The organism is Macrococcus epidermidis (assembly GCF_024205965.1).
GTDB classification, from domain to species: domain Bacteria; phylum Bacillota; class Bacilli; order Staphylococcales; family Staphylococcaceae; genus Macrococcoides; species Macrococcoides epidermidis.
In genome coordinates this window covers 2424068-2448369 of the sequence record NZ_CP073819.1, presented here as the reverse complement: position 1 = coordinate 2448369, position 24302 = coordinate 2424068, and the positions used below count along the sequence as shown (strand labels likewise).

Here is a 24302-nt window from a genome sequence, read left to right as displayed (position 1 = left end):
AATATTTCTTAGTAAATATTATTGACAGTATTATGAGTTTATTATAAGATTGATATTGTCTTATTTGGAGGAATACCCAAGTCCGGCTGAAGGGATCGGTCTTGAAAACCGACAGGGGCTTAACGGCTCGCGGGGGTTCGAATCCCTCTTCCTCCGCCATTATTTAGACTAATTACATCATTTTATATATATTAAATGACTCAATAAATTTTGAGTCATTTTTTTTATATTCTGATATAATTATAGAATATTCAGAAAATTTATGAGGTGATGGGATGATTATTGAAGATATCGATATTAAACGACAAATTTCAAAGCTCAAAAAGCCGTTCAAAACTGCACTTCGTGAAACAGATGTGATTGAAAGTATCATTGTGTTTATTAAAACTGATATTGGGTTGGTAGGAGTAGGAGAAGCGGTACCTACTCCTGTTATTACCGGTGATACGGTTCAAAGTATTGTCGCAGCGATACAGTATTTAAGACCAAAACTCGTTGAACAAAAAGTATCGACAGATTTATTGCCAATAATACAGAAAGGTATTGTAAATAATACGAGTGCTAAAGCGGCACTGGACATGGCAATTTATGATTTGCTGGCAAAAGAAGCAAATTTACCACTCTATCAATATTTAAACAAAAGTGCTAGTGCACATAAATTAACTACAAGTCATACTGTAAGTTTGAATGGTGTAGGAGAAATGACGCATGATGCTGTTATGTATGCTGAAGAAAAATTCGAATCTTTAAAAGTGAAGCTTGGTAATGATGTCGATCTAGATATGGCGAGGATACATGCTATTCGCGATGTAGTGCCAGATTTAAAGTTAGCGATTGATGCAAATCAGGGATGGAGTAAAGAGGATACTTCCCGTTTCATTGATTATTTAAAGTATGAACATATTGAAGTAGATTGTATTGAGCAGCCGATGTATAGAAAAGATTATTTAGAGATGTCTAATATAGCACAATCAAGTGATATACACATTATGGCAGATGAAAGTTTGTTTGATGTCTATGATGCAGCGTTAATCGCAAAGCTTGGTGGTGTATCGTGGTTTAATATTAAGCTCATGAAGTCAGGAGGTATATACGGTGCACTTCAGATTCATCAAGTGGCACAAGCTAAAGGTATTCAGTGTATGCTTGGATCGATGATGGAGTCACATATAGCACTTACAGCAGCAATGCACTTAGCGCTCGCGCTTAATATAGAAAAGGTAGATTTTGATGCACCTTTTATGTTGGAAGAAAAAACAATCTCAGGCGGTATCACATATGATGGACCGAAAGTAAGTTTGAGTGAAGGAAACGGTTTAGGTATCGATAATGAAAAACTATTGGAGGCGTTAAGAGATGCAGAAAGTTTGTAATGTACCGGTAAGTACAGTATGGCGTAGTATAGGTAAAGCTAGAGATATCGATTCTGAGGCAACGGATTATCCAGTAAACATTCAAAAGTGGTTACTCAAATTAAATTTAGAACAGAAATTATCGTTTTGTGATGATTCTAGAATTGATACGCAACTTTTGTACGGAGAGCCGCTTGAAGTGATTGAAGAGAGTGATGAATGGTGTAAAGTTGTGTGTGTGGAACAAGGATCAGAAAGTGATAGTCGTGGTTATCCTGGATTTATTCCAAAATCTCATATTGGTGAAATAGAAGTAACAGATAATATTCAATATGCACGTGTTATTGTGCCGAAGACATTAAGCTATAAAGAAGATATGCCTTTCTATGTGCTATCATTCAACACAACATTACCTATTAACTACATAGAAGATGATGATGTATATGTTAATAGTCCGGACGGTCAATTAAAACTAAAAAAAGATGCCATCGCAATACAGCAACATAGGGTTCCTGAGCAGAACCCAAGTTTTCGCGAACTGTATCGAGCATCTTCAATGTATGTTGATCTAGGTTACTTGTGGGGTGGCATGTCTAGTTACGGTTATGATTGTTCAGGCTTTGTTTATCATATGTATCGTCATCTTGGTTTTACCTTACCACGAGATGCACATGAACAATATTTAGCAACGAAAGCAATCGATAAACAAGATTTAATACCAGGAGATTTAGTATATTTCTCTGATGTTAAAGATATCGATAAAATATCGCATATCGGCATTTATATTGGCAGCGGGTTTATGATTCATTCACCGAATACACCGAACGCAATTGAAGAAAGAACAATTGAATCTGGTTTATACTCAGATATATATGTGGGTGCAAGCCGTGTCTATGACTTTATTAATGATTGAAAGTATAAACCTAGGTCATGGAATGCCTGATGAATGAATTGTGCATCATCATAATCTGTTAAGACAACGAAGATAATTTCGTTATCTTGAAATCGAACAATCCCTGCATCGTGATGCACATTATCGAAGTCACCTGTTTTTGTTCCAAATTCTATTGTTTCATCTGTTAAATACATCAAAGTCTTATCTTTTAAAAGTTGCTGTTTCATAATTTGAAACATCGCTTTAAATTGTTCATGGGATTTTATGAGTGACAGCGTTTGGAATATATCGTGTGCAGATATAAAGTTATCATATCCAAGTGCGCGACGCTCTGTATCCATCATCTTTCTTTGCAGTTTCGTATCACCAAGATTATTGCGCAGGAAATATGCATTTAAAGTATCCATGCCAATCCATTCAATCAATGTATTTGTTGCACGATTATCACTCACAATAATCATTAACGTAACTAAATCGTGAACAGTATATTCAGTTTGTGATAAATAAGGAGACACACCAGCACCTTCCACTTTTTCATCGATTGGAATGATTGTCTCTAAATCATGCAAACGCTGATCGAAGATATATAACATGATTGGTAATTTGATTAAACTTGCAGAGGGATAAACCTGCTTCTCATTGGATTTGTACACTATATCACCGTTCAATGACATTAAAGTGCTGCTGAAATTATTATGCTGCAATAATACTGGATCATTTTCCATATATTTCACATCCCCTTCGTTGCTTGTATATCAATATAATACAACTTTATAAAGATAAAATGTGTAAAAAAATAATATTTAAATAAAAATTTTAATGTTGAAAACCTTTTCAGAAAACCTTTACATACTTGTATAGACAGTGTACAATGAATGCATATTAAAACAAAGGAGTTGACCAGAATGGCAGTCAACAGACAAGAAGTAAAAGACATTATTGGTGCAATTGGTGGTAAGGATAACGTATCAGCAGCAACGCACTGTGTTACAAGATTACGTTTAGCATTAAAAGATGAATCAAAAGTAGATAAGGCAGCTTTAGATAAAATTAATTTAGTAAAAGGATCTTTTGCGGCGAATAACCAGTTCCAAATCGTAATTGGACCAGGTACAGTTGATGAAGCTTACAAAGTATTCGTTGATGAAACAGGGATCGGTGAAAGTTCAAAAGACGATGTAAAAGCAGCAGCGGCAGAAAAGATGAACCCGTTACAACGTGCAATTAAAACGTTAGGTGATGTATTTATTCCATTATTGCCAGCAATCGTTACAGCCGGTTTATTATTAGGTCTTTCTAATTTATTACTTGATCCAGGTGTGTTTTACGATAAAAAATCTGTAGTAGATGTATTTCCACAATTTAAAGGTATAGCAGAAATTATTAAATTAATTGCTGTAACACCATTCCACTTCTTACCTGCATTAATTGGTTGGAGCGCGATGCGTGTGTTTGGTGGTAGTCCAATTTTAGGTTTAGTATTAGGTTTAGTGTTGGTTAACCCAGCTCTAGCATCACAATACGGTTTAGCAGACGCTGAAACTGGTAAATTAAATGAAATCCCAACGTGGGACGTATTTGGATTAAAAGTTCAACAATTAAACTACGCAGCACAAGTATTACCAATCTTAATCGCAACTTGGTGTTTAGCTCAAGTTGAACGATTCTTGAATAAACGTGTTCATGATTCTATTAAGATGTTAGTTGTAGGACCAGTTGCATTATTATTAGTAGGTTTCTTATCATTCATTATCATTGGGCCAGTTGCTTTCTGGTTAGGTAATCAAATCACTGGTTTTGTTCAAATGATCTTTGAAAATGCTGGATGGTTAGGTGGATTAATTTACGGATTAGTATATGCCCCACTTGTAATTACTGGTTTACATCACATGTTCTTAGCGGTAGATTTCCAATTAATGAGTTCTCCGTTAGGCGGAACATACTTATGGCCAATCCTTGCAATCTCTAATATTTCTCAAGGTTCGGCAGCATTTGCAGCTTGGTTCTTATACAAACGTAAAAAGATGGTCAAAGAAGAAGGTTTAGCATTAACTTCTGGTATCTCAGGTTGGTTAGGGGTTACAGAACCTGCAATGTTCGGTGTTAACATTCCATTAAAGTACCCATTTATAGCAGCTGTATTAACGACTGGTTTAGTAGGAGCAATCTTCGGTTCACAACAAGTGTTAGGTAAAGTAGGAGTAGGTGGATTGCCTGGTATCATGAGTATCCAATCTCAATTCCAAATGACATTCTTAATTGGTATGATTATTGCAATCGTCTTACCTATCGTATTAACATTAATCTTCTCAAACTTCGCTAAGAAAAAGATGGGTGAAGATGTAGCGGAGCCTATCGTATCAGACAAAAATATATAAAATTTCATAGTTAATAAATTAATCAACGAGCAACTTGTACTTACAGGTTGTTCGTTGTAAAATTATATTATCAAAAAAACGTTAGGAGTTTTAATAATGGCAGTTACTGATTGGAGAAAGTCGGTTGTATATCAAATTTATCCTAAGTCATTTAACGATACGACAGGCAATGGTCAGGGAGATATTAACGGTATTATTGAAAAGTTAGATTATTTAAAGACGCTTGGTGTAGATTATTTATGGTTAACGCCGGTGTATCGTTCTCCAATGAATGATAATGGTTACGATATTAGCGACTATTATGAGATTAATCCAGATTTCGGTACGAAAGAAGACTTCAAGCGTTTATTAGATGAAGCGCATGCACGTGGCATTAAGATCATGTCTGATATTGTTATCAATCACACGAGTACTGAACATAACTGGTTTGTTGAGTCACGTAAATCTAAAGATAATCCATATCGCGATTATTATATTTGGAAAGACGGGAAAGATGGACAGCCTCCGACAAACTGGGAATCAAAGTTTGGTGGTAATGCATGGCAGTTAGATTCTGTGACGAATCAATATTATTTACGCTTATTTGATGTTACTCAGGCTGATTTAAACTGGGAAAATGAAAAGTTGCGTAAAGAAATTTACGATATGATTAATTATTGGATTGACTTTGGTATGGATGGTTTCCGTTTTGATGTAATCAATTTGATTTCTAAAGCGGAATATAAAGATTCTGATAAGATTGGTAAAGAGTTTTATACAGATGGTCCGCGTGTTCACGAATTCTTAAATGAAATGAATCGCAATACATTTGGTGATAAAGAAGGATTTATGACCGTTGGTGAAATGAGTTCTACGACTTTAGAGCATTGTATTAACTACACGCGCGAAGATCGTCATGAATTAAGTAGTGTCTTTAACTTCCATCATCTTAAAGTAGATTATAAAGATGGTGAAAAATGGACTAAAATGCCGTTTGATTTTATTGAATTGAAACGTATTTTATTCGAATGGCAAGTTGGTATTTCTAAAGGTGGCGGCTGGAACGCAATCTTCTGGTGTAATCATGACCAACCTCGTGTTGTGAGCCGTTTCGGAGATGATTCTACTGAAGAGCGTCGTGTAAAAAGTGCGAAGATGTTAGCGATAACATTACATTTCTTACAAGGTACACCTTATATTTATCAAGGTGAAGAAATAGGTATGACCAACCTTTATTTGGACGATATTAGTCAATACCGTGATATAGAGTCTACAAATGCCTATCAAATCATGTCAGATAATGGGTTTACAAATGGTGCAATATTAGATATATTACAAGATAAATCACGAGATAATTCAAGAAGTCCGGTACAATGGGATGATAGTGAAAATGCAGGATTCACAACTGGCACGCCTTGGATTGATGTGGCTAAAAATTATAAACAAATCAATGTAAAACAAGCACTAGCAGATAAAAACTCTGTATTTTATACGTATCAAAAGTTAATTGAATTAAGACATAACTTAGATATTATCACATACGGAGAGGTGAAACCTTTATTAGAAGATCATCCGCAAATTTTTGCGTATGAAAGAAAGCTTGATGATAAGTCTATCCTTGTATTAGCGAACTTTACAGATGAACCGGTTGATGTGCCATCTTCAATAGATATTGAAGGTAGCATCTTAATCAACAATGGAACATATCATTCAAATGTACTGGAACCTTATCAAGCAATCTCTATTCTTCGATAAACTTTCCGGTTTTTTGATGCTAATTGATTCATAAAGTATAGGGGTGACATGGTGAACAGTAATAAGTATCGAAAGATTTATCAGGAGTTAAGTGGAAAGATTATTAATGATGAGTACAAGCATGGTGAACAGTTACCATCTGAGAACTTACTTGTAAAAAAGTATGGCGTATCACGTGAAACAGTAAGAAAAGCATTAAGTTTATTACAAACGAATGGATTTATCCAAAAGCTCAAAGGCAAAGGATCGGTTGTTATTTATGATCAATCATTGAACTTTCCGGTGTCACAATTGATTAGTTTCGAAGAGATAAAACAATCACTTAATATGGATTATCATACTGTAGTGGAAAGTTTTGAAACAGTTGTGGCAAAAGATCACCCGAAAGTACAGGAAGCGTTAAATATTAGTGAAGATACGAAGTTATTTAGAGTTGTTCGTTCAAGAAGAAAGAATGATCTTGTTAACATCGTAGATACTGATTATTTTATTCAAGAAATGATGCCAGCACTTTCTAAGGAAATTGCTGAACAATCAATTTATGATTATATCGAACGTCGCTTAGGATTAAAAATTGCATATTCTAATAAAGTAATTACGTTTGAACCAATGTCTGAATATGAAATAGATTTATTTGTTGAAGCAACACCACCGTATGCAGCAGTCGTGCGCTCAATTGTACATCTTGCTGATGCGACACCATTTCAATACAACGTTTCTAAACATAGAGCAAGTGAATTTAAGTTTGTAGATTTCTCGAGAAGAACGATTGGTAAAGAGAAGTAGAAGTTTATTGTTGCATTATATAGTTAGATTTAGTATTATAAATATTACCGTGCTAAGTGGGGAGGTAGCGGTTCCCTGTACTTGCAATCCGCTTAGGCAAGACCTAATCCCTTTGCCTCGGGTAACAAGTTGTGAGGTCTGACCCGAATACGTAGTGTTGAGAGATCGGTCCTAGCCAATATAAACCCATGAATCATGTCAGGTCCGGAAGGAAGCAGCATTAAGTGGTACTTTGTATGTGACTGGGGTAGCCGGTTTTGAGCTGTCGACTTGGGTAACGCTTGTGTTTGTTATTCAAAGCAAAGGTGCACGGCTTTAATTATAAATTAATAGAATTTTTATAGATGAACACGTCATATGGCGTGTTTTTTTATTTCATTAAAAATGATTAAAATTGTAAATATTGTGTAGTACTTGTAAATAATATGGATATTTTGTATCAATTTGATTATAATGAGGTAGATATCAATATTATTGAAAAAGGGGCGAATTTAATGAAAGTATCAAAGTTATATTCTACAAGTATCGCAGCTGCACTTTTATCGACAACAATTTTAACTGGGGTAGCGAGTGCTAATAAAACACAAACAACACAACCTACACCAACTGGAGATACTTCAACTACGCCTACTGCTAAACAAAGTTTAGAATCTGCAGTAGAAAAAGCAAAAACTGAATTAACAAATTCTAAAACAATTTTAGGTGAGACAGATGCAACTTACAAGTCTTTAGCAGAAGCAATCACAAAAGCGGAAAGCTTGTTAAAAGCTACAGATACTAAAGATGAAGCATTTGCTGCAGAAAGCAAATCATTAGCAGAAATAACAACAAAAACAAAAGATGCGCGTTTAACAAAAACAGCTGCAGATGCTAAAGCTCTGAGTGATGCAAAAAAAGCATTGAATGCTGAAATTGACGTAAAAGTTTCAACAGATTCTAAACCGACTAAGTTAGTTGCTGATTATGTTGCTAAGAAGAAAGATGCGGTTAAAGTATATGGAGAAGCTACTTCTAAAGTTGAAGATGTAAATAAAGCAAAAACAGCGTTGGTTAATGCACGTGAGGCAGTCGTTCAATCGCCTAAAGTAATTAAATTATCAACTGGCACTGATGGTAAATTAACGATTAACTTTAAAACGGTAGACGGACGTACTGATTTTCCTAAATCTACTGGTAAATTAACTTCTACAGGTGTAGTTACTGCAGAAAAAGGCACAGACTATATTGAAGTTTATGATTTACGTGACTTAACAAAAAAATATCAATTAACTTTACCACAAGGTTTTGAAATTAATAATCCTGATAAAGTACCTGCAAATGCAGAAGAAATCACGAATATTGATTTAAAACAAACACCAGGTTACCAATTTGATGAAGCTTTAGTGACATTTACATTAAAGCGTGATGGCCAAGTGATTAAATCAGCGATTCCTTCATTCACTGTATTACAAGAGACTGGTTACGATAACCGTTATTCAGATGTAACGACTAAATTAACTGATGAACAATTAAAGGATATTAAAGCTTATTATTTAAAAGAAGGATATATTGTAGATCCATCTTCTAAATTTACATTCAGCAAAGATAATTTCTATCAAACAGCTGAAATTAACTTTATTAAGAAACCGGCTGAAATGCCTGTAATTGATGGTCCAGGTATGTCTTCATTCAATGGCTATCAATTTAAAGCGGGTCAAAAATATACATTACCTGTATATGTTGAGTTATACGAACAACCAAATAGTAATGTTCAAATGAATAATAAAGATTTCAATATTCAAGTAATGAGCGTTACACGCGCTGGAAGTAAAACAAAATTATCTGTTAAAGATAATAAGTTTACATTCTCAAAACCTGGTAGCTACACAGTTAAATTCGCTATCCGTGGTAAAAATGGAGAAAAATTAAGAGACTATAAAGGTAAAGAAAGAAGCTATATCTATGTTTCTAACACTGCAACCGTTGTAGACTCAGCACCTGTAATCTCTGGTGTTAAAAATACAACTTACAGCAAAAAGACCTTCTCTTATACTAAGGGTATTAAAGCTTATGACTATGTAGATAAGAAATATGTTAAAGTAACATATAAAGGTAAGGTTAATCCAAGTAAAAAAGGTAAATACAAACTTTACTACTCTGCTACAGACAGCAAAGGTAACACTGCTAAAAAGACGCGTTATGTCGTTGTAAAATAATAATTTAAAGTTTTCAAGGCTTGAGGTTTTTCCTCAAGCTTTTTTTGATGCTTTTAATAGGACGGTTTTCCGTTCAATGTTATAATAAGAGTACTAATTTTTGTTGGAGGGGACTCACTTGAGTTATCAAGCTTTATATCGTGTGTTTCGTTCACAGTCTTTCGAAGAAGTTGTGGGGCAGAAGCATGTTACGACAACTTTAAAAAATGCAATTCAGAAAAATAAAATCTCTCATGCTTATCTTTTCAATGGTCCACGTGGTACAGGGAAAACGAGTATCGCTAAAATTTTTGCGAAAGCGATTAACTGTACGGAAAGTGATACGGGTGAACCTTGTAATCATTGTCCGACTTGTGTGTCGATTACAAATGGAACGAATTCTGACGTAATAGAAATCGATGCGGCGAGTAACAATGGTGTAGATGAGATTCGTAATATTCGTGATAAAGTCAAATATGCACCGGGTGAATCCAAATATAAAGTGTATATTATCGATGAAGTGCATATGCTTACTACGGGTGCTTTTAATGCGTTGTTAAAGACATTAGAAGAACCACCTGCACATGCCATATTTATTCTTGCGACAACTGAACCACATAAAATTCCTGCTACAATTATTTCGCGTTGTCAGCGATTCGATTTCAAAGCAATTGCTTTACCTGATATTAAAGACCACTTAGCATTTGTCTGTAACAAGGAAGGTATCGAATATGAAGATGTGGCACTTGAATTTATTGCTACGAGTGCTGAAGGTGGTATGCGTGATGCATTAAGTATTTTAGATCAGGCAATCGCATTTGGTGAAGCGAAGTTAACGTTAAATCATGTTTTAAATGTAACGGGTAGTGTCGGTCGTGAAGATTTAATGTCACTCATGGATAAAGTGATTGTACATGACGTTAAAGGTGCTTTTGAACAGTATCATCAATTACTTGCGGATGGTAAGGAAGTTACCCGTCTAGTAAATGATTTAATTTATTTTCTGCGTGATGTTATTGTGGAATTTGCGACAGATCAAAAAGGTGATGCTGCAATTTATTCATTAGCATTACCTACGATTTATGAAATGATTGATAAGATTAACGATACGCTAGTAGCGATGCGTTTTTCTGTCAATTCGAACGTACATTTTGAAGTACTGATTGTTAAACTGTCTGAGCTCGTGAAACAAAGTGAAGCGGCTGTATCTCAGCAAAGTGTACAAAGCAATGCTGGTACACCAGTGGTAGATACAAGTCATATTGAAGCGCGTATCAATGCTTTAGAATCTCGTATCAATCAAGGTGCTACCCAAGCATCAGCACCTCAGAAAACTAAGAAAGAGCCTAAGAAGAACAAGAATGCTTTCTCAATGCGTCAAATAGAAACAGTTCTTGATAATGCGAATCGTGAGGATCTAAGCTTCTTGAAGAGTAATTGGGGAGAGCTGCTTGCTCACGTTGAATCACAAGGCCAGCGTTCATTAGTGAGCTTGCTGAAACATTCAGAGCCTGTCGCGGCAAGTAGTACGCATGTGCTTATTAAATTTGGAGAAGAGATTCATTGTGATATGGTCAATAATGATGATGCAAAAAGAGAACAGATTGAAGCAATAGTATACACAATTATTAAAAAACAAGTTAAAATGGTAGGAGTACCAGATTCTCAATGGCTACAAGTTCGACATACTTATATTGAGAATAGAAAACAACCAAAACAGGAAGAGAAACCTGTAGAAGTTGATATTGTATCAGAAGCAGCAAATTTATTTGGTGAAGATGCAATTAATATTATTGATTAAACTTAGGAGGAAATGAATATGCGCGGTGGCGGAAATATGCAACAAATGATGAAACAAATGCAAAAGATGCAAAAGAAAATGGCTGAAGAGCAAGAAAAGTTAAAAGAAGAAAGAATTGAAGGGACAGCAGGTGGTGGTATGGTTACTGTTGTTGTTTCTGGACATAAAGAAGTACTAGATGTCATCATTAAAGAAGAAGTAGTAGATCCAGAAGATATCGAAATGTTACAAGACTTAGTATTAGCTGCAACAAACGATGCATTAGCAAAAGCAGATGATGTTACTGCACAACGTTTAGGACAACATACTAAAGGATTAAACATTCCAGGAATGATGTAATATGCATTATCCTGCACCAATATCGAAACTTATCGATAGTTTTATGAAGTTGCCTGGTATAGGTCCGAAGACTGCAAGTCGTCTTGCTTTTCATGTGTTAGATATGAAAGAAGATGACGTGATGAATTTTGCGAAAGCATTAGTAGACGTGAAACGCGAACTGACATATTGCTCAGTTTGTGGTCATATTACTGATACGGATCCTTGCTACGTTTGTAGTGATACAACACGTGATCGTTCTATGATTTGTGTTGTTGAAGAGACGAAAGATGTTATTGCAATGGAAAAGATGCGCGAATATAAAGGGATGTATCATGTGTTACATGGTGCAATTTCACCGATGGAAGGTGTAGGTCCGGAAGATATTAATATTCCATCACTTTTAACGCGTTTAAAAGATGAAGAAGTAACGGAATTAATTCTGGCAACCAACCCAAATATTGAAGGTGAGTCTACTGCAATGTATATTTCAAGACTCGTTAAACCGATTGGTATTAAAACAACGCGTTTAGCACATGGTTTACCTGTTGGTGGCGATTTAGAATATGCAGATGAAGTAACTTTATCTAAAGCGATATCTGGTAGAACAGAGATATAACGTTCATTCAAAATAATAAGCATCGTCAATCATTGATTGACGATGCTTATTTTTATATCTATTAATATTAATGCTTAAACTAGTCTTTTTCGAATAGCACTTGATAAAGTATCGACGATTATAACCATAATGATGATACCGATTAATATCATTCCGACACGATCCCATGTGCGTCCCTGGAGTGCAAATATTAGTGGAGTTCCAATGCCACCTGCGCCAATTAATCCTAAAATAGAGGCGCTTCGTAAGTTAATCTCGAAGCGGTACAACACGAATGATAAGAAAGCAGGTAATATTTGAGGGACAACGGCAAACATTAAAGTTTTTGTTTTATTGGCACCAGTTGCCATTAAAGCTTCTGATGGTCCCATATCTAAATTCTCCATATCTTCAGCAAATAACTTTCCGAGCATTCCTATAGAATGTATACCTACGGCAAGTACACCGGCAAAAGCACCTGGTCCCACTGCTTTAATAAATAGTAGCGCCATAATAATTTCAGGGAATACTCGAATTAAACTCAAGAAAAATTTACTTACTTCAGATAAGAATCGATTCGAAATGTTTCGGGCTGAAAGAAAAGCTAGAGGAATACATAGTACAGCCGAAATCATCGTTCCTAAAAAAGCGATAGCAAACGTTTCTAATAAGCCGCGTAATAAATCTTCTCCTTCAGGCATGTAGATGTATCCTGTATCAGGGTGGATAATACCATTCCAGATATTTGATAAAATTTCAAAAGACTTTTCTTTAATTTCAATTTTAGGCATTCCACTAAACGCCCAAATATAGATAGTAAGTAATATTATGATAATAAGAACTGTACGAATAATAGTGGGTACGGATGATTTAGGTTTCAAATAATCGTAGTTTTTGCTCATAGTAAACGCTCCCTTACTCTCGTACTCACGTAATCGATGACCATAACAATAAACAAAGTGAAAATAATAATAGTTGTTACTTTTGGATATTCAAAGTAGCCAAGTGTCTTATCGTAAAATAATCCGATACCACCAGCGCCTACTAAACCGAGTACAGCTGCAGCACGAATGTTAATTTCAAATGTAAATAATACAAATGAAAGATACGGTGCAATAGCTTGAGGTAAAACACCGAAAGTTATCCATTTTGATTTATTTGCACCAACAGCAGTCATCGCTTCTAACGGACCATCATCGATATTCTCTAAAGATTCATAAAATAATTTTGCCACAATACCGAATGATAATACGGTTAAAGCAAATATCCCGGGTAATGCGCCGATACCAAACACTGCAACGAATATCGAAGCGAGTAATAAATCTGGGATTGTTCGAATGACATTGAGCACTAAACGTACTGGTATATTAATCCACTTTGATTTAAATACATTACTTGCAGATAATAGTGCTACAGGAATAGCGAGTAATGATCCAAATGTAGTACCAAGAACCGCCATACGAATAGTGTCCAGCATCGGATCAACAATTTCTTTAAAGTAACTCCAATCTGGTGGCAACATTTCTCGTATTAAGTTCATCATTTCTGGCGCACCTAAGGCTAGCACGGACAAACTGAAGTTGGTCTTCCATCCGCTCCAGATAATCAATGATAATATCAATAGTATTGTAAATGTCGCTTTTATGTGACCGGTAGATTTGATATCGGGATTTTTCATTATTTAACCCCCATCAACTCTTCGTCTTTAATGTCTCTACCATAGATATGTGAAAATGCATTGTCGGTTGCTTGTTCTACCGGTCCGTCAAACACAACTTTACCTGCACGTAATCCAATAATACGTGTAGCATATTCCCTTGCCAAATCTACAAAGTGCAGATTAACGATAATAGTTATGCCTAGTTCTTGATTAATACGTTTTAAGTCATCCATTACTTGTTTCGTAGTAAGTGGATCTAATGATGCAACAGGTTCGTCAGCTAATATAATCTTTGGTTCTTGAGCTAAGGCGCGTGCGATAGAGACACGCTGCTGTTGTCCACCGGATAGTTCGTCTGCACGACTATATGCTTTTTCAACGATATTTACTCTATCTAAAGCTTCCAATGCAATTTGTTTATCTTTCTTCGGGAATAATCCAAGCACCATTTTCCATGTTGGATGATATCCCACACGACCACTAAGTACATTACGAATAACAGAAGAACGTTTTACTAAATTGAAACTTTGAAAGATCATCCCGATATTCCTGCGCATCATTAACAATTTATTGCCTTTTGCCTGAGTGATGGAAACACCGTCAATTGATATATCACCTGATGAAATTTCGTGTAATCGATTAATCGAACGCAATAAAGTAGACTTACCTGCACCAGATAGACCGACAATGACAATAAATTCTCCTTTATTGATTTCTAGATTGACGTTATCCAAACCAACATGTCCATTGGGATAAACTTTATTTACGCCTTTAAAAATAATTTGTGTCATTGTAATGCTCCTTTACAGAAAAAGCTAAACTCATCAATTGAGTTTAGCTTAATTTAATTATTCAAATTAAAGAAGGGGTTATTCTTTAACTTTTTTGTCGTACTCACGGATGATATCAAATTTAGAATCATCAGACTTCACATAACCTTCATGAGAATACACTTCACGAATGATTTTTTGACCTTCTTTATCTTTACCGATTTTGATGAAAGCATCTGTTAATTTCTTCCTCCACTCATCCGTCATATCTGAGCGAGCAGAGATTGTGTCATTCGGGATCTTTTCTGTGTACTTAACGATTTTAGTATCTTTAAATACGTTAGGTTGATCACCTTTTACGATATTACGTGCATCCTGGAAAGTTACTGCAACATCGACATCATCATTTAATAAAGAGATAACAGCTTGATCGTGTCCTTTAACTGTTGTAACTTCCATATCTTTTAGTGGATCGATATTTTCTTTCTTTAAATCAACTGCCGGGAAAACGTAACCTGCTGTTGAAGTTACATCCTGCATGGCAATTTTCTTGCCTTTCATATCTTTTAAGCTTTTAATATCAGAATCTTTTTTAACGATAAATTGAGATTTGTAGAAATCTACTAATTCTTTTGTCGGTGTACCGTCATCATTTACACCATAACGTTGTGCTTGTAATAATACCTCCGCTGCTTTTTGATCATGTGCTAATACATAAGCTGTTGGAGGTAAGAAGCCAACATCGACTTTTTTTGACTTCATTGCTTCAACGATTGTGTTGTAGTTAGTAGAAACTGAAACTTCTACTGGAATACCAATTTCTTTTTTAAGTAATTTTTCTAAAGGTTTTGCTTTTGCTTCTAATGTTTCAGCATTTTGAGAAGGAACGAACTGAACTGTTAATTTTTCAGGTGTGTAACCTTTACTCGCTTCTTTGCTATTCTCAGCTGTCTTTTCTCCACCACATGCACCTAGTACTGTTGCTACTAAAATTACAGGAACAGCTGTCTTTAATGTGTTTGTGAACATAGTTTTAAAGCTCCTTTGAAATTTTGTTTTTAACTACAGTACTAATATTAGCAAAAATGAGAAAAGAGAACAGTTAAGTTTTTGTTAATCCATTTACACTAAATTAACAAAACATATATTTTTTACATACATAAATATTATTCCTTACTTTGTGCCTTAACATATTTTCGAATTGTGTCGTACGACTTATCATTCGTTGGTGCATATCCATCATGAGAATATATTTCTTTAATAATTTTTTTAGATGCTTTATCTTTTGAAAGTTTGATAAATGCACCTTTAATATCTTCTTTTAATTTTTTATCTAAATCAGCTTGCACTGATATCGTATCATTTGGAATTTTTTTCGTTACAGCAATGATACGTGTTTCTTTTTTAACACGAGGATAGTCTTTCTCTAAATAATCACGCGCATCCTGGAAAGTTGCTGCGACATCCACTTCGTTATTGATAAGTGCAGTAATTGCTTTATCATGACCTTTTACCATCACTGTTTTTAAATCTTTTTCGATATCTATGCCTTTATCTTGTAATAATCCAACTGGATAAAGATAACCTGATGTTGAAGTAGATTCCTGTAATGCGATGCGTTTATTTTTGATATCTTCAATATTCTTGATTTTACTATCACGATTAACAACAAATTGCCCTCTGTAATAGTCTGTAACTGATTTTTTACCATTTACTTCAGTTTCGTGGAGTGATTTTAGAATCACATCTGCAGCGCCCTGGTCGTGAGCCATAACATATGCAGTAGGTGGTAAGAAAGCAACATCAGCTTGTTTAGAACGCATTGCTTCTACTATAGTATTATAGCTTGTGGCGATCGATACTTTTACAGGCATATTCAGTTCTTTAGATAGTAGTTTACCTAACGGCTTTGCTTTTGCTTCCAAAGTTTCGGCATTTTGAGAAGGTACAAACTGAACCTTTAATGTTTTTGGGTGATAGGTTTCTTGCGTTTCGTTGTTACTACATCCAAATAGGACTAAAATAAGTAACGGTAATAATAAATATTTTTTCATTGATTTGCTCCTCGAGTTTAATTGATATATTTTTATTGCTATTTTAATGTATTAGAAAATTGTTGCTTCTACAATAAGAAATTTTCTATATAGCCTGTTATAATTATTAAATATAATGAGGTGAATAAAATGACAACTGGATTAGTATTAGAAGGCGGCGGTATGAGAGGGATATATACTGCAGGAGTATTAGACTGTTTTTTAGAACATGATATTCAATTTAATTATGTAATCGGTGTTTCAGCTGGGGGAAACATGGCAGCATCTTATCTTTCTAAACAGAAAGGAAGAAATAAGAAAGTATCTTTAGATTTTTTAGATGATAAACGTTACTTATCTTTTTCTAACTATATAAAGAATAAAGAGATGTTTGGAATGGATTTTATCTTTGATGAAATCCCGAGAGAGCATGTGCCGTTTAATATGGAAGACTTTCTTCAATATAAAGGCGAATATGTCATTGCGTGCACAAACTGTGAAACAGGAGAAACGGAATACTTTAATAAAGCATATTTAAGGAAAGACTTAATGACGATTCTGCGTGCATCAAGTTCATTACCGCTAATGGCACCCATTGTAGAATACGATGGTAAGAAGCTACTGGATGGTGGTGTTACAGATCCGATACCTTTAAGAAAAGCACAACGTGATGGCATGACCAATAATGTTGTTGTACTTACGAGACCGAAAGGATATGTAAAACGTTCGAGTCGACTTTCTAAATACTTTAAAGTGAAGGGTTATAAGAAAGTAGATGAAGCGATGCAAAAACGTCCTGCAGTTTATAATGAAACACTGCAATATGTCGATAACCAGGAAAAGAATGGTCATGCAATTGTAATTCGTCCATCTAAAGATTTAAAAGTTGATCGTATGGAAAAGAATCGAGATAAGCTTTCAGCAATGTATGATTTAGGTTATCAAGATGCTTTAGAACAACTGCCGAAGATAAAAGAATGGCTTAATACAAAAGAAAATTAAAAAAAGTTTAAAAAAAGCAGCAAAAGTGTAATTTTTATGCTTGTTATAGTGTTTGAAACCCTGTATAGTTATATCTTGTCCGGTAGAGATAACTCATACGGGGCAAGCACTTCGAAAGACAACAAAAAAACTTTTTTAAAAAAGTTGTTGACTTTCAAAACACAAGAGAGTATAATTAAATCTTGTGAGACAGAAAGACAAACAAAATGAACATTGAAAACTGAATGACAATATGTCAACGTTAATTCCAATAATTTGAGTGAACTTCGTTCACTCCCAAGAGTGATTGCCATAAGCAATCAAAGAGCTTTATCAAACAAACTATTATGGAGAGTTTGATCCTGGCTCAGGATGAACGCTGGCGGCGTGCCTAATACATGCAAGTCGAGCGAATTGACAGAGGTGCTTGCACCTCTCGATTTTAGCGGCGGACGGGTGAGTAACACGTGGGTAACCTACCTATAAGACTGGGATAACTTCGGGAAACCGGAGCTAATACCGGATAATATTTAGCTTCGCATGAAGCAATAGTGAAAGACGGTTCTGCTGTCACTTATAGATGGACCTGCGGTGTATTAGCTAGTTGGTGAGGTAACGGCTCACCAAGGCAACGATACATAGCCGACCTGAGAGGGTGATCGGCCACACTGGGACTGAGACACGGCCCAGACTCCTACGGGAGGCAGCAGTAGGGAATCTTCCGCAATGGACGAAAGTCTGACGGAGCAACGCCGCGTGAGTGAAGAAGGTTTTCGGATCGTAAAACTCTGTTGTAAGGGAAGAACAAGTACGTTAGTAACTGAACGTACCTTGACGGTACCTTACCAGAAAGCCACGGCTAACTACGTGCCAGCAGCCGCGGTAATACGTAGGTGGCAAGCGTTATCCGGAATTATTGGGCGTAAAGCGCGCGTAGGCGGTCTCTTAAGTCTGATGTGAAAGCCCCCGGCTCAACCGGGGAGGGTCATTGGAAACTGGGAGACTTGAGTACAGAAGAGGAGAGTGGAATTCCATGTGTAGCGGTGAAATGCGCAGAGATATGGAGGAACACCAGTGGCGAAGGCGGCTCTCTGGTCTGTAACTGACGCTGAGGTGCGAAAGCGTGGGGATCAAACAGGATTAGATACCCTGGTAGTCCACGCCGTAAACGATGAGTGCTAAGTGTTGGGGGGTTTCCGCCCCTCAGTGCTGCAGCTAACGCATTAAGCACTCCGCCTGGGGAGTACGGTCGCAAGACTGAAACTCAAAGGAATTGACGGGGACCCGCACAAGCGGTGGAGCATGTGGTTTAATTCGAAGCAACGCGAAGAACCTTACCAAATCTTGACATCCTTTGACAACTCTAGAGATAGAGCTTTCCCCTTCGGGGGACAAAGTGACAGGTGGTGCATGGTTGTCGTCAGCTCGTGTCGTGAGATGTTGGGTTAAGTCCCGCAACGAGCGCAACCCTTATCTTTAGTTGCCATCATTAAGTTGGGCACTCTAGAGAGACTGCCGGTGACAAACCGGAGGAAGGTGGGGATGACGTCAAATCATCATGCCCCTTATGATTTGGGCTACACACGTGCTACAATGGATGGTACAAAGGGCAGCAAAACCGCGAGGTCAAGCAAATCCCATAAAACCATTCTCAGTTCGGATTGTAGTCTGCAACTCGACTACATGAAGCTGGAATCGCTAGTAATCGTAGATCAGCATGCTACGGTGAATACGTTCCCGGGTCTTGTACACACCGCCCGTCACACCACGAGAGTTTGTAACACCCGAAGCCGGTGGAGTAACCTTTTAGGAGCTAGCCGTCGAAGGTGGGACAGATGATTGGGGTGAAGTCGTAACAAGGTAGCCGTATCGGAAGGTGCGGCTGGATCACCTCCTTTCTAAGGATAATTACGGAAATCAGACCTTTAGGTCTGATAGGGATTAACATTGACATATTGTATTCAGTTTTGAATGTTTATCGGACCTTCGGTCCAGTAAGTCATTCAAATTGTACTTTGAAAACTAGATAAAGTAAGAAGAAATAAAAGATTTTACCAAGCAAAACCGAGTGAGTTCATTTTTGAATTCTTAAAAAAATCGCGCGTCTGCATTTATGCAGACATCACAATTATTAATAACAGATTAAGTTATTAAGGGCGCACGGTGGATGCCTTGGCACTAGAAGCCGAAGAAGGACGTTACTAACGACGATATGCTTTGGGGAGCTGTAAGTAAGCTTTGATCCAGAGATTTCCGAATGGGGAAACCCAGCATGAGTTATGTCATGTTATCCATATATGAATACATAGTATATGAGAAGGCACACCCGGAGAACTGAAACATCTAAGTACCCGGAGGAAGAGAAAGAAAACTCGATTCCCTTAGTAGCGGCGAGCGAAACGGGAAGAGCCCAAACCAGAGAGCTTGCTCTCTGGGGTTGTAGGACACTCAATACGGAGTTACAAAGGAACAGTTTAGACGAATGACTTTGGAAAAGTCAGCCATAGAAGGTAAAGGCCCTGTAGTCGAAAAGTTGTTCTCTCCTGAGTGGATCCTGAGTACGGCGGAACACGTGGAATTCCGTCGGAATCCGGGAGGACCATCTCCCAAGGCTAAATACTCTCTAGTGACCGATAGTGAACCAGTACCGTGAGGGAAAGGTGAAAAGCACCCCGGAAGGGGAGTGAAATAGAACCTGAAACCGTGTGCTTACAAGTAGTCAGAGCCCGTTAATGGGTGATGGCGTGCCTTTTGTAGAATGAACCGGCGAGTTACGATTTGATGCAAGGTTAAGCAGTATATGTGGAGCCGTAGCGAAAGCGAGTCTGAATAGGGCGAATGAGTATCAGGTCGTAGACCCGAAACCAGGTGATCTACCCATGTCCAGGTTGAAGTTCAGGTAACACTGAATGGAGGACCGAACCGACTTACGTTGAAAAGTGAGCGGATGAGGTGTGGGTAGCGGAGAAATTCCAATCGAACCTGGAGATAGCTGGTTCTCTCCGAAATAGCTTTAGGGCTAGCCTCGTGTGATGATTATTGGAGGTAGAGCACTGTTTGGACTAGGGGCCCCCCTCGGGTTACCGAATTCAGACAAACTCCGAATGCCAAATAATTTAACACGGGAGTCAGACTGCGGGTGATAAGGTCCGTAGTCGAGAGGGAAACAGCCCAGACCACCAGCTAAGGTCCCAAAATATATGTTAAGTGGAAAAGGATGTGGCGTTGCCCAGACAACTAGGATGTTGGCTTAGAAGCAGCCATCATTTAAAGAGTGCGTAATAGCTCACTAGTCGAGTGACGCTGCGCCGAAAATGTACCGGGGCTAAACATATTACCGAAGCTGTGGATTGTCCAATGGACAATGGTAGGAGAGCGTTCTAAGCAGCGTCGAAGCATGATCGCAAGGACATGTGGAGCGCTTAGAAGTGAGAATGCCGGTGTGAGTAGCGAAAGACGGGTGAGAATCCCGTCCACCGATTGACTAAGGTTTCCAGAGGAAGGCTCGTCCGCTCTGGGTTAGTCGGGACCTAAGCCGAGGCCGAATGGCGTAGGCGATGGATAACAGGTAGATATTCCTGTACCACCTAAGATTGTTTGAACGATGGGGGGACGCAGTAGGATAGGCGAAGCGTACTGTTGGTTATGTACGTCCAAGCACTGAGACTGAGTATTAGGCAAATCCGGTACTCTTAAGGTCAAGGTGTGATGGGGAGCGAAATTATAGTAGCGAAGTCGTTGATTTCACACTGCCAAGAAAAGCCTCTAGTTAGAAATTAGGTGCCCGTACCGCAAACCGACACAGGTAGTCAAGATGAGAATTCTAAGGTGAGCGAGCGAACTCTCGTTAAGGAACTCGGCAAAATGACCCCGTAACTTCGGGAGAAGGGGTGCTTTTTAGGGTGCAAGCCTTGAAGAGCCGCAGTGAATAGGCCCAAGCGACTGTTTATCAAAAACACAGGTCTCTGCAAAACCGTAAGGTGACGTATAGGGGCTGACGCCTGCCCGGTGCTGGAAGGTTAAAAGGAGTGGTTAGCATCTCGCGAAGCTACGAATTGAAGCCCCAGTAAACGGCGGCCGTAACTATAACGGTCCTAAGGTAGCGAAATTCCTTGTCGGGTAAGTTCCGACCCGCACGAAAGGCGTAACGATTTGGGCACTGTCTCAACGAGAGACTCGGTGAAATCATAGTACCTGTGAAGATGCAGGTTACCCGCGACAGGACGGAAAGACCCCGTGGAGCTTTACTGCAGCCTGATATTGAAATTCGGCACAGCTTGTACAGGATAGGTAGGAGCCTTTGAAGCGTGAGCGTCAGCTTACGTGGAGGCGTTGGTGGGATACTACCCTGGCTGTGTTGACTTTCTAACCCGCACCACTTATCGTGGTGGGAGACAGTGTCAGGCGGGCAGTTTGACTGGGGCGGTCGCCTCCTAAAGAGTAACGGAGGCGCTCAAAGGTTCCCTCAGAATGGTTGGAAATCATTCGCAGAGTGTAAAGGCACAAGGGAGCTTGACTGCGAGACCTACAAGTCGAGCAGGGTCGAAAGACGGACTTAGTGATCCGGTGGTTCCGCATGGAAGGGCCATCGCTCAACGGATAAAAGCTACCCCGGGGATAACAGGCTTATCTCCCCCAAGAGTTCACATCGACGGGGAGGTTTGGCACCTCGATGTCGGCTCATCGCATCCTGGGGCTGTAGTCGGTCCCAAGGGTTGGGCTGTTCGCCCATTAAAGCGGTACGCGAGCTGGGTTCAGAACGTCGTGAGACAGTTCGGTCCCTATCCGTCGTGGGCGTAGGAAATTTGAGAGGAGCTGTCCTTAGTACGAGAGGACCGGGATGGACATACCTCTGGTGTACCAGTTGTCGCGCCAGCGGCATAGCTGGGTAGCTATGTATGGACGGGATAAGTGCTGAAAGCATCTAAGCATGAAGCCCCCCTCAAGATGAGATTTCCCAACTTCGGTTATAAGATCCCTCAAAGATGATGAGGTTAATAGGTTCGAGGTGGAAGTACAGTAATGTATGGAGCTGACGAATACTAATCGATCGAAGACTTAATCAATTTTATAGATTTTTTGCACGGTGATGTTTGGTACATCATATTTCTTCTTAAGTTTATCTAGTTTTGAAGGTACAATACCTTTAATATACTTTGTCTGGTGACGATGGCAGAGAGGTCACACCTGTTCCCATACCGAACACAGAAGTTAAGCTCTCTAGCGCCGATGGTAGTTGGTCTTACGATCCGCGAGAGTAGGACGTTGCCGGGCAGATTTATAGTAATACCTTAAATGGATGCGATGAGCCGCAAACGAGTGACCTGTTAAGGTCTCTTTTTTTTGCATTTTTTTAAGTGTTTTTATTATTAGATACTTAGTTTTAAAAATGTTGGTACAATAATAGATAGAAGTAATGAAAATGTTTAACATATAGAAATGATTTGTAAAATTAAAGGAGTTCTTTCTATGAAAATGTATAATGCTATGATTGAACATTTTAAACAAATTCCAATTTCACTGCATGTTCCTGGTCACCATTATCAAACGATAGGACATCTTGATAACTTAGAATTAAAATACGATGTTACAGAAATTTCAGGTATGGATGATTATCATCATCCTGATGATATTATAAAGAATAGTCAATTATCGATTGACAAAGAGGGATATGATTCACGTTTTTTAGTAAACGGTACAACTGTTGGTTTACTGGCAGTGATTCTTTCCTTTATAGAGGCTGGTGAAGTTCCGAGTGTTGCTATTATGAGAAATGCGCACAAATCAATTTATAATGCGATTGCATTGGGAAAAGGTAGCGCATATATTTTACCGACAAATGTTTCATATACTACAAAAGAGTATAGTGGAATTGATATAGGAGCTATTGATAAAGATGTGTTGCCTCATATTAAATTAGCGGTATTAACATATCCTAATTATTTTGGTGAAACATATGATATTAAAGCGGCAATTGAGTATTTTCATCGTTATCATATTCCTGTATTAATTGATGAAGCGCATGGCGCGCATTTTAATATTTCAGAGCATTTTCCTGTAAGTTCATTAAAATACGCAGCTGATTTCGTAGTACAGTCTTATCATAAGACATTACCTGCATTTACAATGAGTTCAGTTATTCATATAAATCATGCTATTCCTGAAGATATAAAACACCAGATAAATCATTTACTTTCGATACTACAATCTTCTAGTCCTTCGTATATGCTAATGTTAGGTTTAGAACACGCAGATACCTTTTATAAGCATTATAAAGATAGATTATTTTTTAAGCGTAGAACGACATTACTAAAAGCACTGCGCAAAGTCTTTGATGTTATAGAAGCGGAGGATCCACTGAAGATAATGTTGATGCACGAGCATTATAGTGGTATAGAATTAGCGCATTTATTAGAGAGATACGGTATATTTACTGAGTTGAGTAATGAAAAGTTTGTATTATGTGTATTGCCATTATGGCATGAGAATGATCGTTATTTATTTGAGTTCTTGATTGATAGAATAAATAATATAAAATTAGATAGTAACAGAGATAGTAATGAAGTTAAAAGTGAGATGTTATATAATCAATTAGATGGAAGTTATATTGCCCAAACTTCAAATAATATTATCAATATAACGTTAGATGAAAGTATAGGTCGTGTATGTGCAGAACATATTATTCCGTATCCTCCAGGTATTCCTTACATATTAGAGGGAGAAATGATTACGGAGGTGCATGTTCAACATGTAAAATCATTTATTTCTGATGGTGGAAAAATACATGGTATCTATGATTATAAAATTCGTGTGTGGGAGTAG

Annotated in this window: 17 protein-coding genes, 1 tRNA gene, 3 rRNA genes and 1 other RNA gene; 16 read left to right on the top strand and 6 right to left on the bottom strand. The window is 37.6% G+C overall.

The features are described from left to right. Positions 1–66: 66 nt before the first annotated feature. From KFV12_RS13060 to KFV12_RS13050, 3 genes are all read left to right on the top strand, one after another. Positions 67–159: transfer RNA gene (locus KFV12_RS13060), tRNA-Ser, on the top strand. Positions 160–275: 116 nt separating this feature from the next. Beyond that, positions 276–1373, top strand: a complete 1098-nt coding sequence (locus tag KFV12_RS13055) for a dipeptide epimerase (RefSeq protein WP_254256932.1) — start codon at positions 276–278, stop codon at positions 1371–1373. Further along, complete coding sequence (locus KFV12_RS13050) at positions 1357–2265, top strand: C40 family peptidase (RefSeq protein ID WP_111716997.1); 909 nt, start codon at positions 1357–1359, stop codon at positions 2263–2265. Before KFV12_RS13055 ends, KFV12_RS13050 begins: the two co-directional genes overlap by 17 nt. Here the strand turns inward: KFV12_RS13050 and KFV12_RS13045 are convergent. Next, entirely contained in the window at positions 2244–2972 is a 729-nt protein-coding gene (locus KFV12_RS13045; RefSeq protein ID WP_254256931.1) for a serine hydrolase, read from the bottom strand. The genes KFV12_RS13050 and KFV12_RS13045 overlap by 22 nt on opposite strands. A 180-nt stretch (positions 2973–3152) precedes the next feature. Between KFV12_RS13045 and treP the strand changes: the two genes are divergently transcribed. From treP to recR, 8 genes are all read left to right on the top strand, one after another. Then, positions 3153–4625, top strand: a complete 1473-nt coding sequence (treP, locus tag KFV12_RS13040) for a PTS system trehalose-specific EIIBC component (RefSeq protein WP_111717000.1) — start codon at positions 3153–3155, stop codon at positions 4623–4625. A 96-nt stretch (positions 4626–4721) separates the two neighbouring features. Next, on the top strand, positions 4722–6359 hold the full coding sequence (gene treC, locus KFV12_RS13035; protein ID WP_239242237.1) for an alpha,alpha-phosphotrehalase: 1638 nt from the start codon (positions 4722–4724) through the stop codon (positions 6357–6359). 48 nt (positions 6360–6407) lie between these two features. Then, on the top strand, positions 6408–7145 hold the full coding sequence (gene treR, locus KFV12_RS13030) for a trehalose operon repressor (RefSeq protein WP_111717003.1): 738 nt from the start codon (positions 6408–6410) through the stop codon (positions 7143–7145). Between the two features lie 47 nt (positions 7146–7192). Next, an RNA gene (gene ffs / locus KFV12_RS13025) (signal recognition particle sRNA large type) lies at positions 7193–7458 on the top strand. Between the two features lie 181 nt (positions 7459–7639). Then, positions 7640–9340, top strand: a complete 1701-nt coding sequence (locus tag KFV12_RS13020) for an immunoglobulin-like domain-containing protein (protein ID WP_254256930.1) — start codon at positions 7640–7642, stop codon at positions 9338–9340. A gap of 118 nt (positions 9341–9458) precedes the next feature. Next, a complete protein-coding gene (dnaX, locus tag KFV12_RS13015; protein WP_254256929.1) occupies positions 9459–11120 on the top strand; it encodes a DNA polymerase III subunit gamma/tau in 1662 nt (553 codons plus the stop codon). A gap of 18 nt (positions 11121–11138) precedes the next feature. Then, a complete protein-coding gene (locus tag KFV12_RS13010; RefSeq protein WP_096077802.1) occupies positions 11139–11459 on the top strand; it encodes a YbaB/EbfC family nucleoid-associated protein in 321 nt (106 codons plus the stop codon). A gap of 1 nt (position 11460) precedes the next feature. Beyond that, positions 11461–12057: a recombination mediator RecR gene (gene recR, locus KFV12_RS13005; RefSeq protein WP_096077803.1), complete on the top strand. Its 597-nt coding sequence runs from the start codon at positions 11461–11463 to the stop codon at positions 12055–12057. 74 nt (positions 12058–12131) lie between these two features. Here recR and phnE (KFV12_RS13000) read toward each other — a convergent pair whose 3' ends face one another. The 5 genes from phnE (KFV12_RS13000) to KFV12_RS12980 form a co-directional block, all read right to left on the bottom strand. Further along, the gene (gene phnE, locus KFV12_RS13000; protein ID WP_111717008.1) at positions 12132–12938 is read right to left on the bottom strand and encodes a phosphonate ABC transporter, permease protein PhnE; all 807 of its coding nucleotides are present in this window, start codon (positions 12936–12938) and stop codon (positions 12132–12134) included. Further along, positions 12935–13714 carry a phosphonate ABC transporter, permease protein PhnE gene (gene phnE / locus KFV12_RS12995; RefSeq protein ID WP_239242241.1) on the bottom strand — a complete coding sequence of 260 codons (780 nt, stop codon included), beginning with the start codon at positions 13712–13714 and terminating at the stop codon, positions 12935–12937. Before phnE (KFV12_RS12995) ends, phnE (KFV12_RS13000) begins: the two co-directional genes overlap by 4 nt. Then, on the bottom strand, positions 13714–14487 hold the full coding sequence (gene phnC, locus KFV12_RS12990) for a phosphonate ABC transporter ATP-binding protein (protein WP_111717012.1): 774 nt from the start codon (positions 14485–14487) through the stop codon (positions 13714–13716). The genes phnE (KFV12_RS12995) and phnC overlap by 1 nt, the downstream gene beginning before the upstream one ends. A 78-nt stretch (positions 14488–14565) precedes the next feature. Further along, positions 14566–15495: a phosphate/phosphite/phosphonate ABC transporter substrate-binding protein gene (locus KFV12_RS12985; protein WP_254256928.1), complete on the bottom strand. Its 930-nt coding sequence runs from the start codon at positions 15493–15495 to the stop codon at positions 14566–14568. A 137-nt stretch (positions 15496–15632) separates the two neighbouring features. After that, the gene (locus KFV12_RS12980) at positions 15633–16520 is read right to left on the bottom strand and encodes a phosphate/phosphite/phosphonate ABC transporter substrate-binding protein (RefSeq protein ID WP_111717015.1); all 888 of its coding nucleotides are present in this window, start codon (positions 16518–16520) and stop codon (positions 15633–15635) included. 129 nt (positions 16521–16649) lie between these two features. On the opposite strand from KFV12_RS12980, the gene KFV12_RS12975 reads away from it, so the two are divergent. From KFV12_RS12975 to KFV12_RS12955, 5 genes are all read left to right on the top strand, one after another. Then, positions 16650–17501 (top strand): patatin-like phospholipase family protein, encoded by an 852-nt coding sequence (locus KFV12_RS12975; RefSeq protein WP_254256927.1) that lies wholly within the window; start codon positions 16650–16652, stop codon positions 17499–17501. Between the two features lie 323 nt (positions 17502–17824). Continuing rightward, positions 17825–19378: ribosomal RNA gene (locus KFV12_RS12970) — 16S ribosomal RNA — on the top strand. A gap of 242 nt (positions 19379–19620) precedes the next feature. Beyond that, positions 19621–22546 (top strand): 23S ribosomal RNA (locus tag KFV12_RS12965). A gap of 93 nt (positions 22547–22639) precedes the next feature. Next, positions 22640–22754 (top strand): 5S ribosomal RNA (rrf, locus tag KFV12_RS12960). The 16S, 23S and 5S rRNA genes sit together here, the layout of an rRNA operon. A 195-nt stretch (positions 22755–22949) precedes the next feature. Next, positions 22950–24302: an Orn/Lys/Arg family decarboxylase gene (locus KFV12_RS12955; protein ID WP_254256926.1), complete on the top strand. Its 1353-nt coding sequence runs from the start codon at positions 22950–22952 to the stop codon at positions 24300–24302.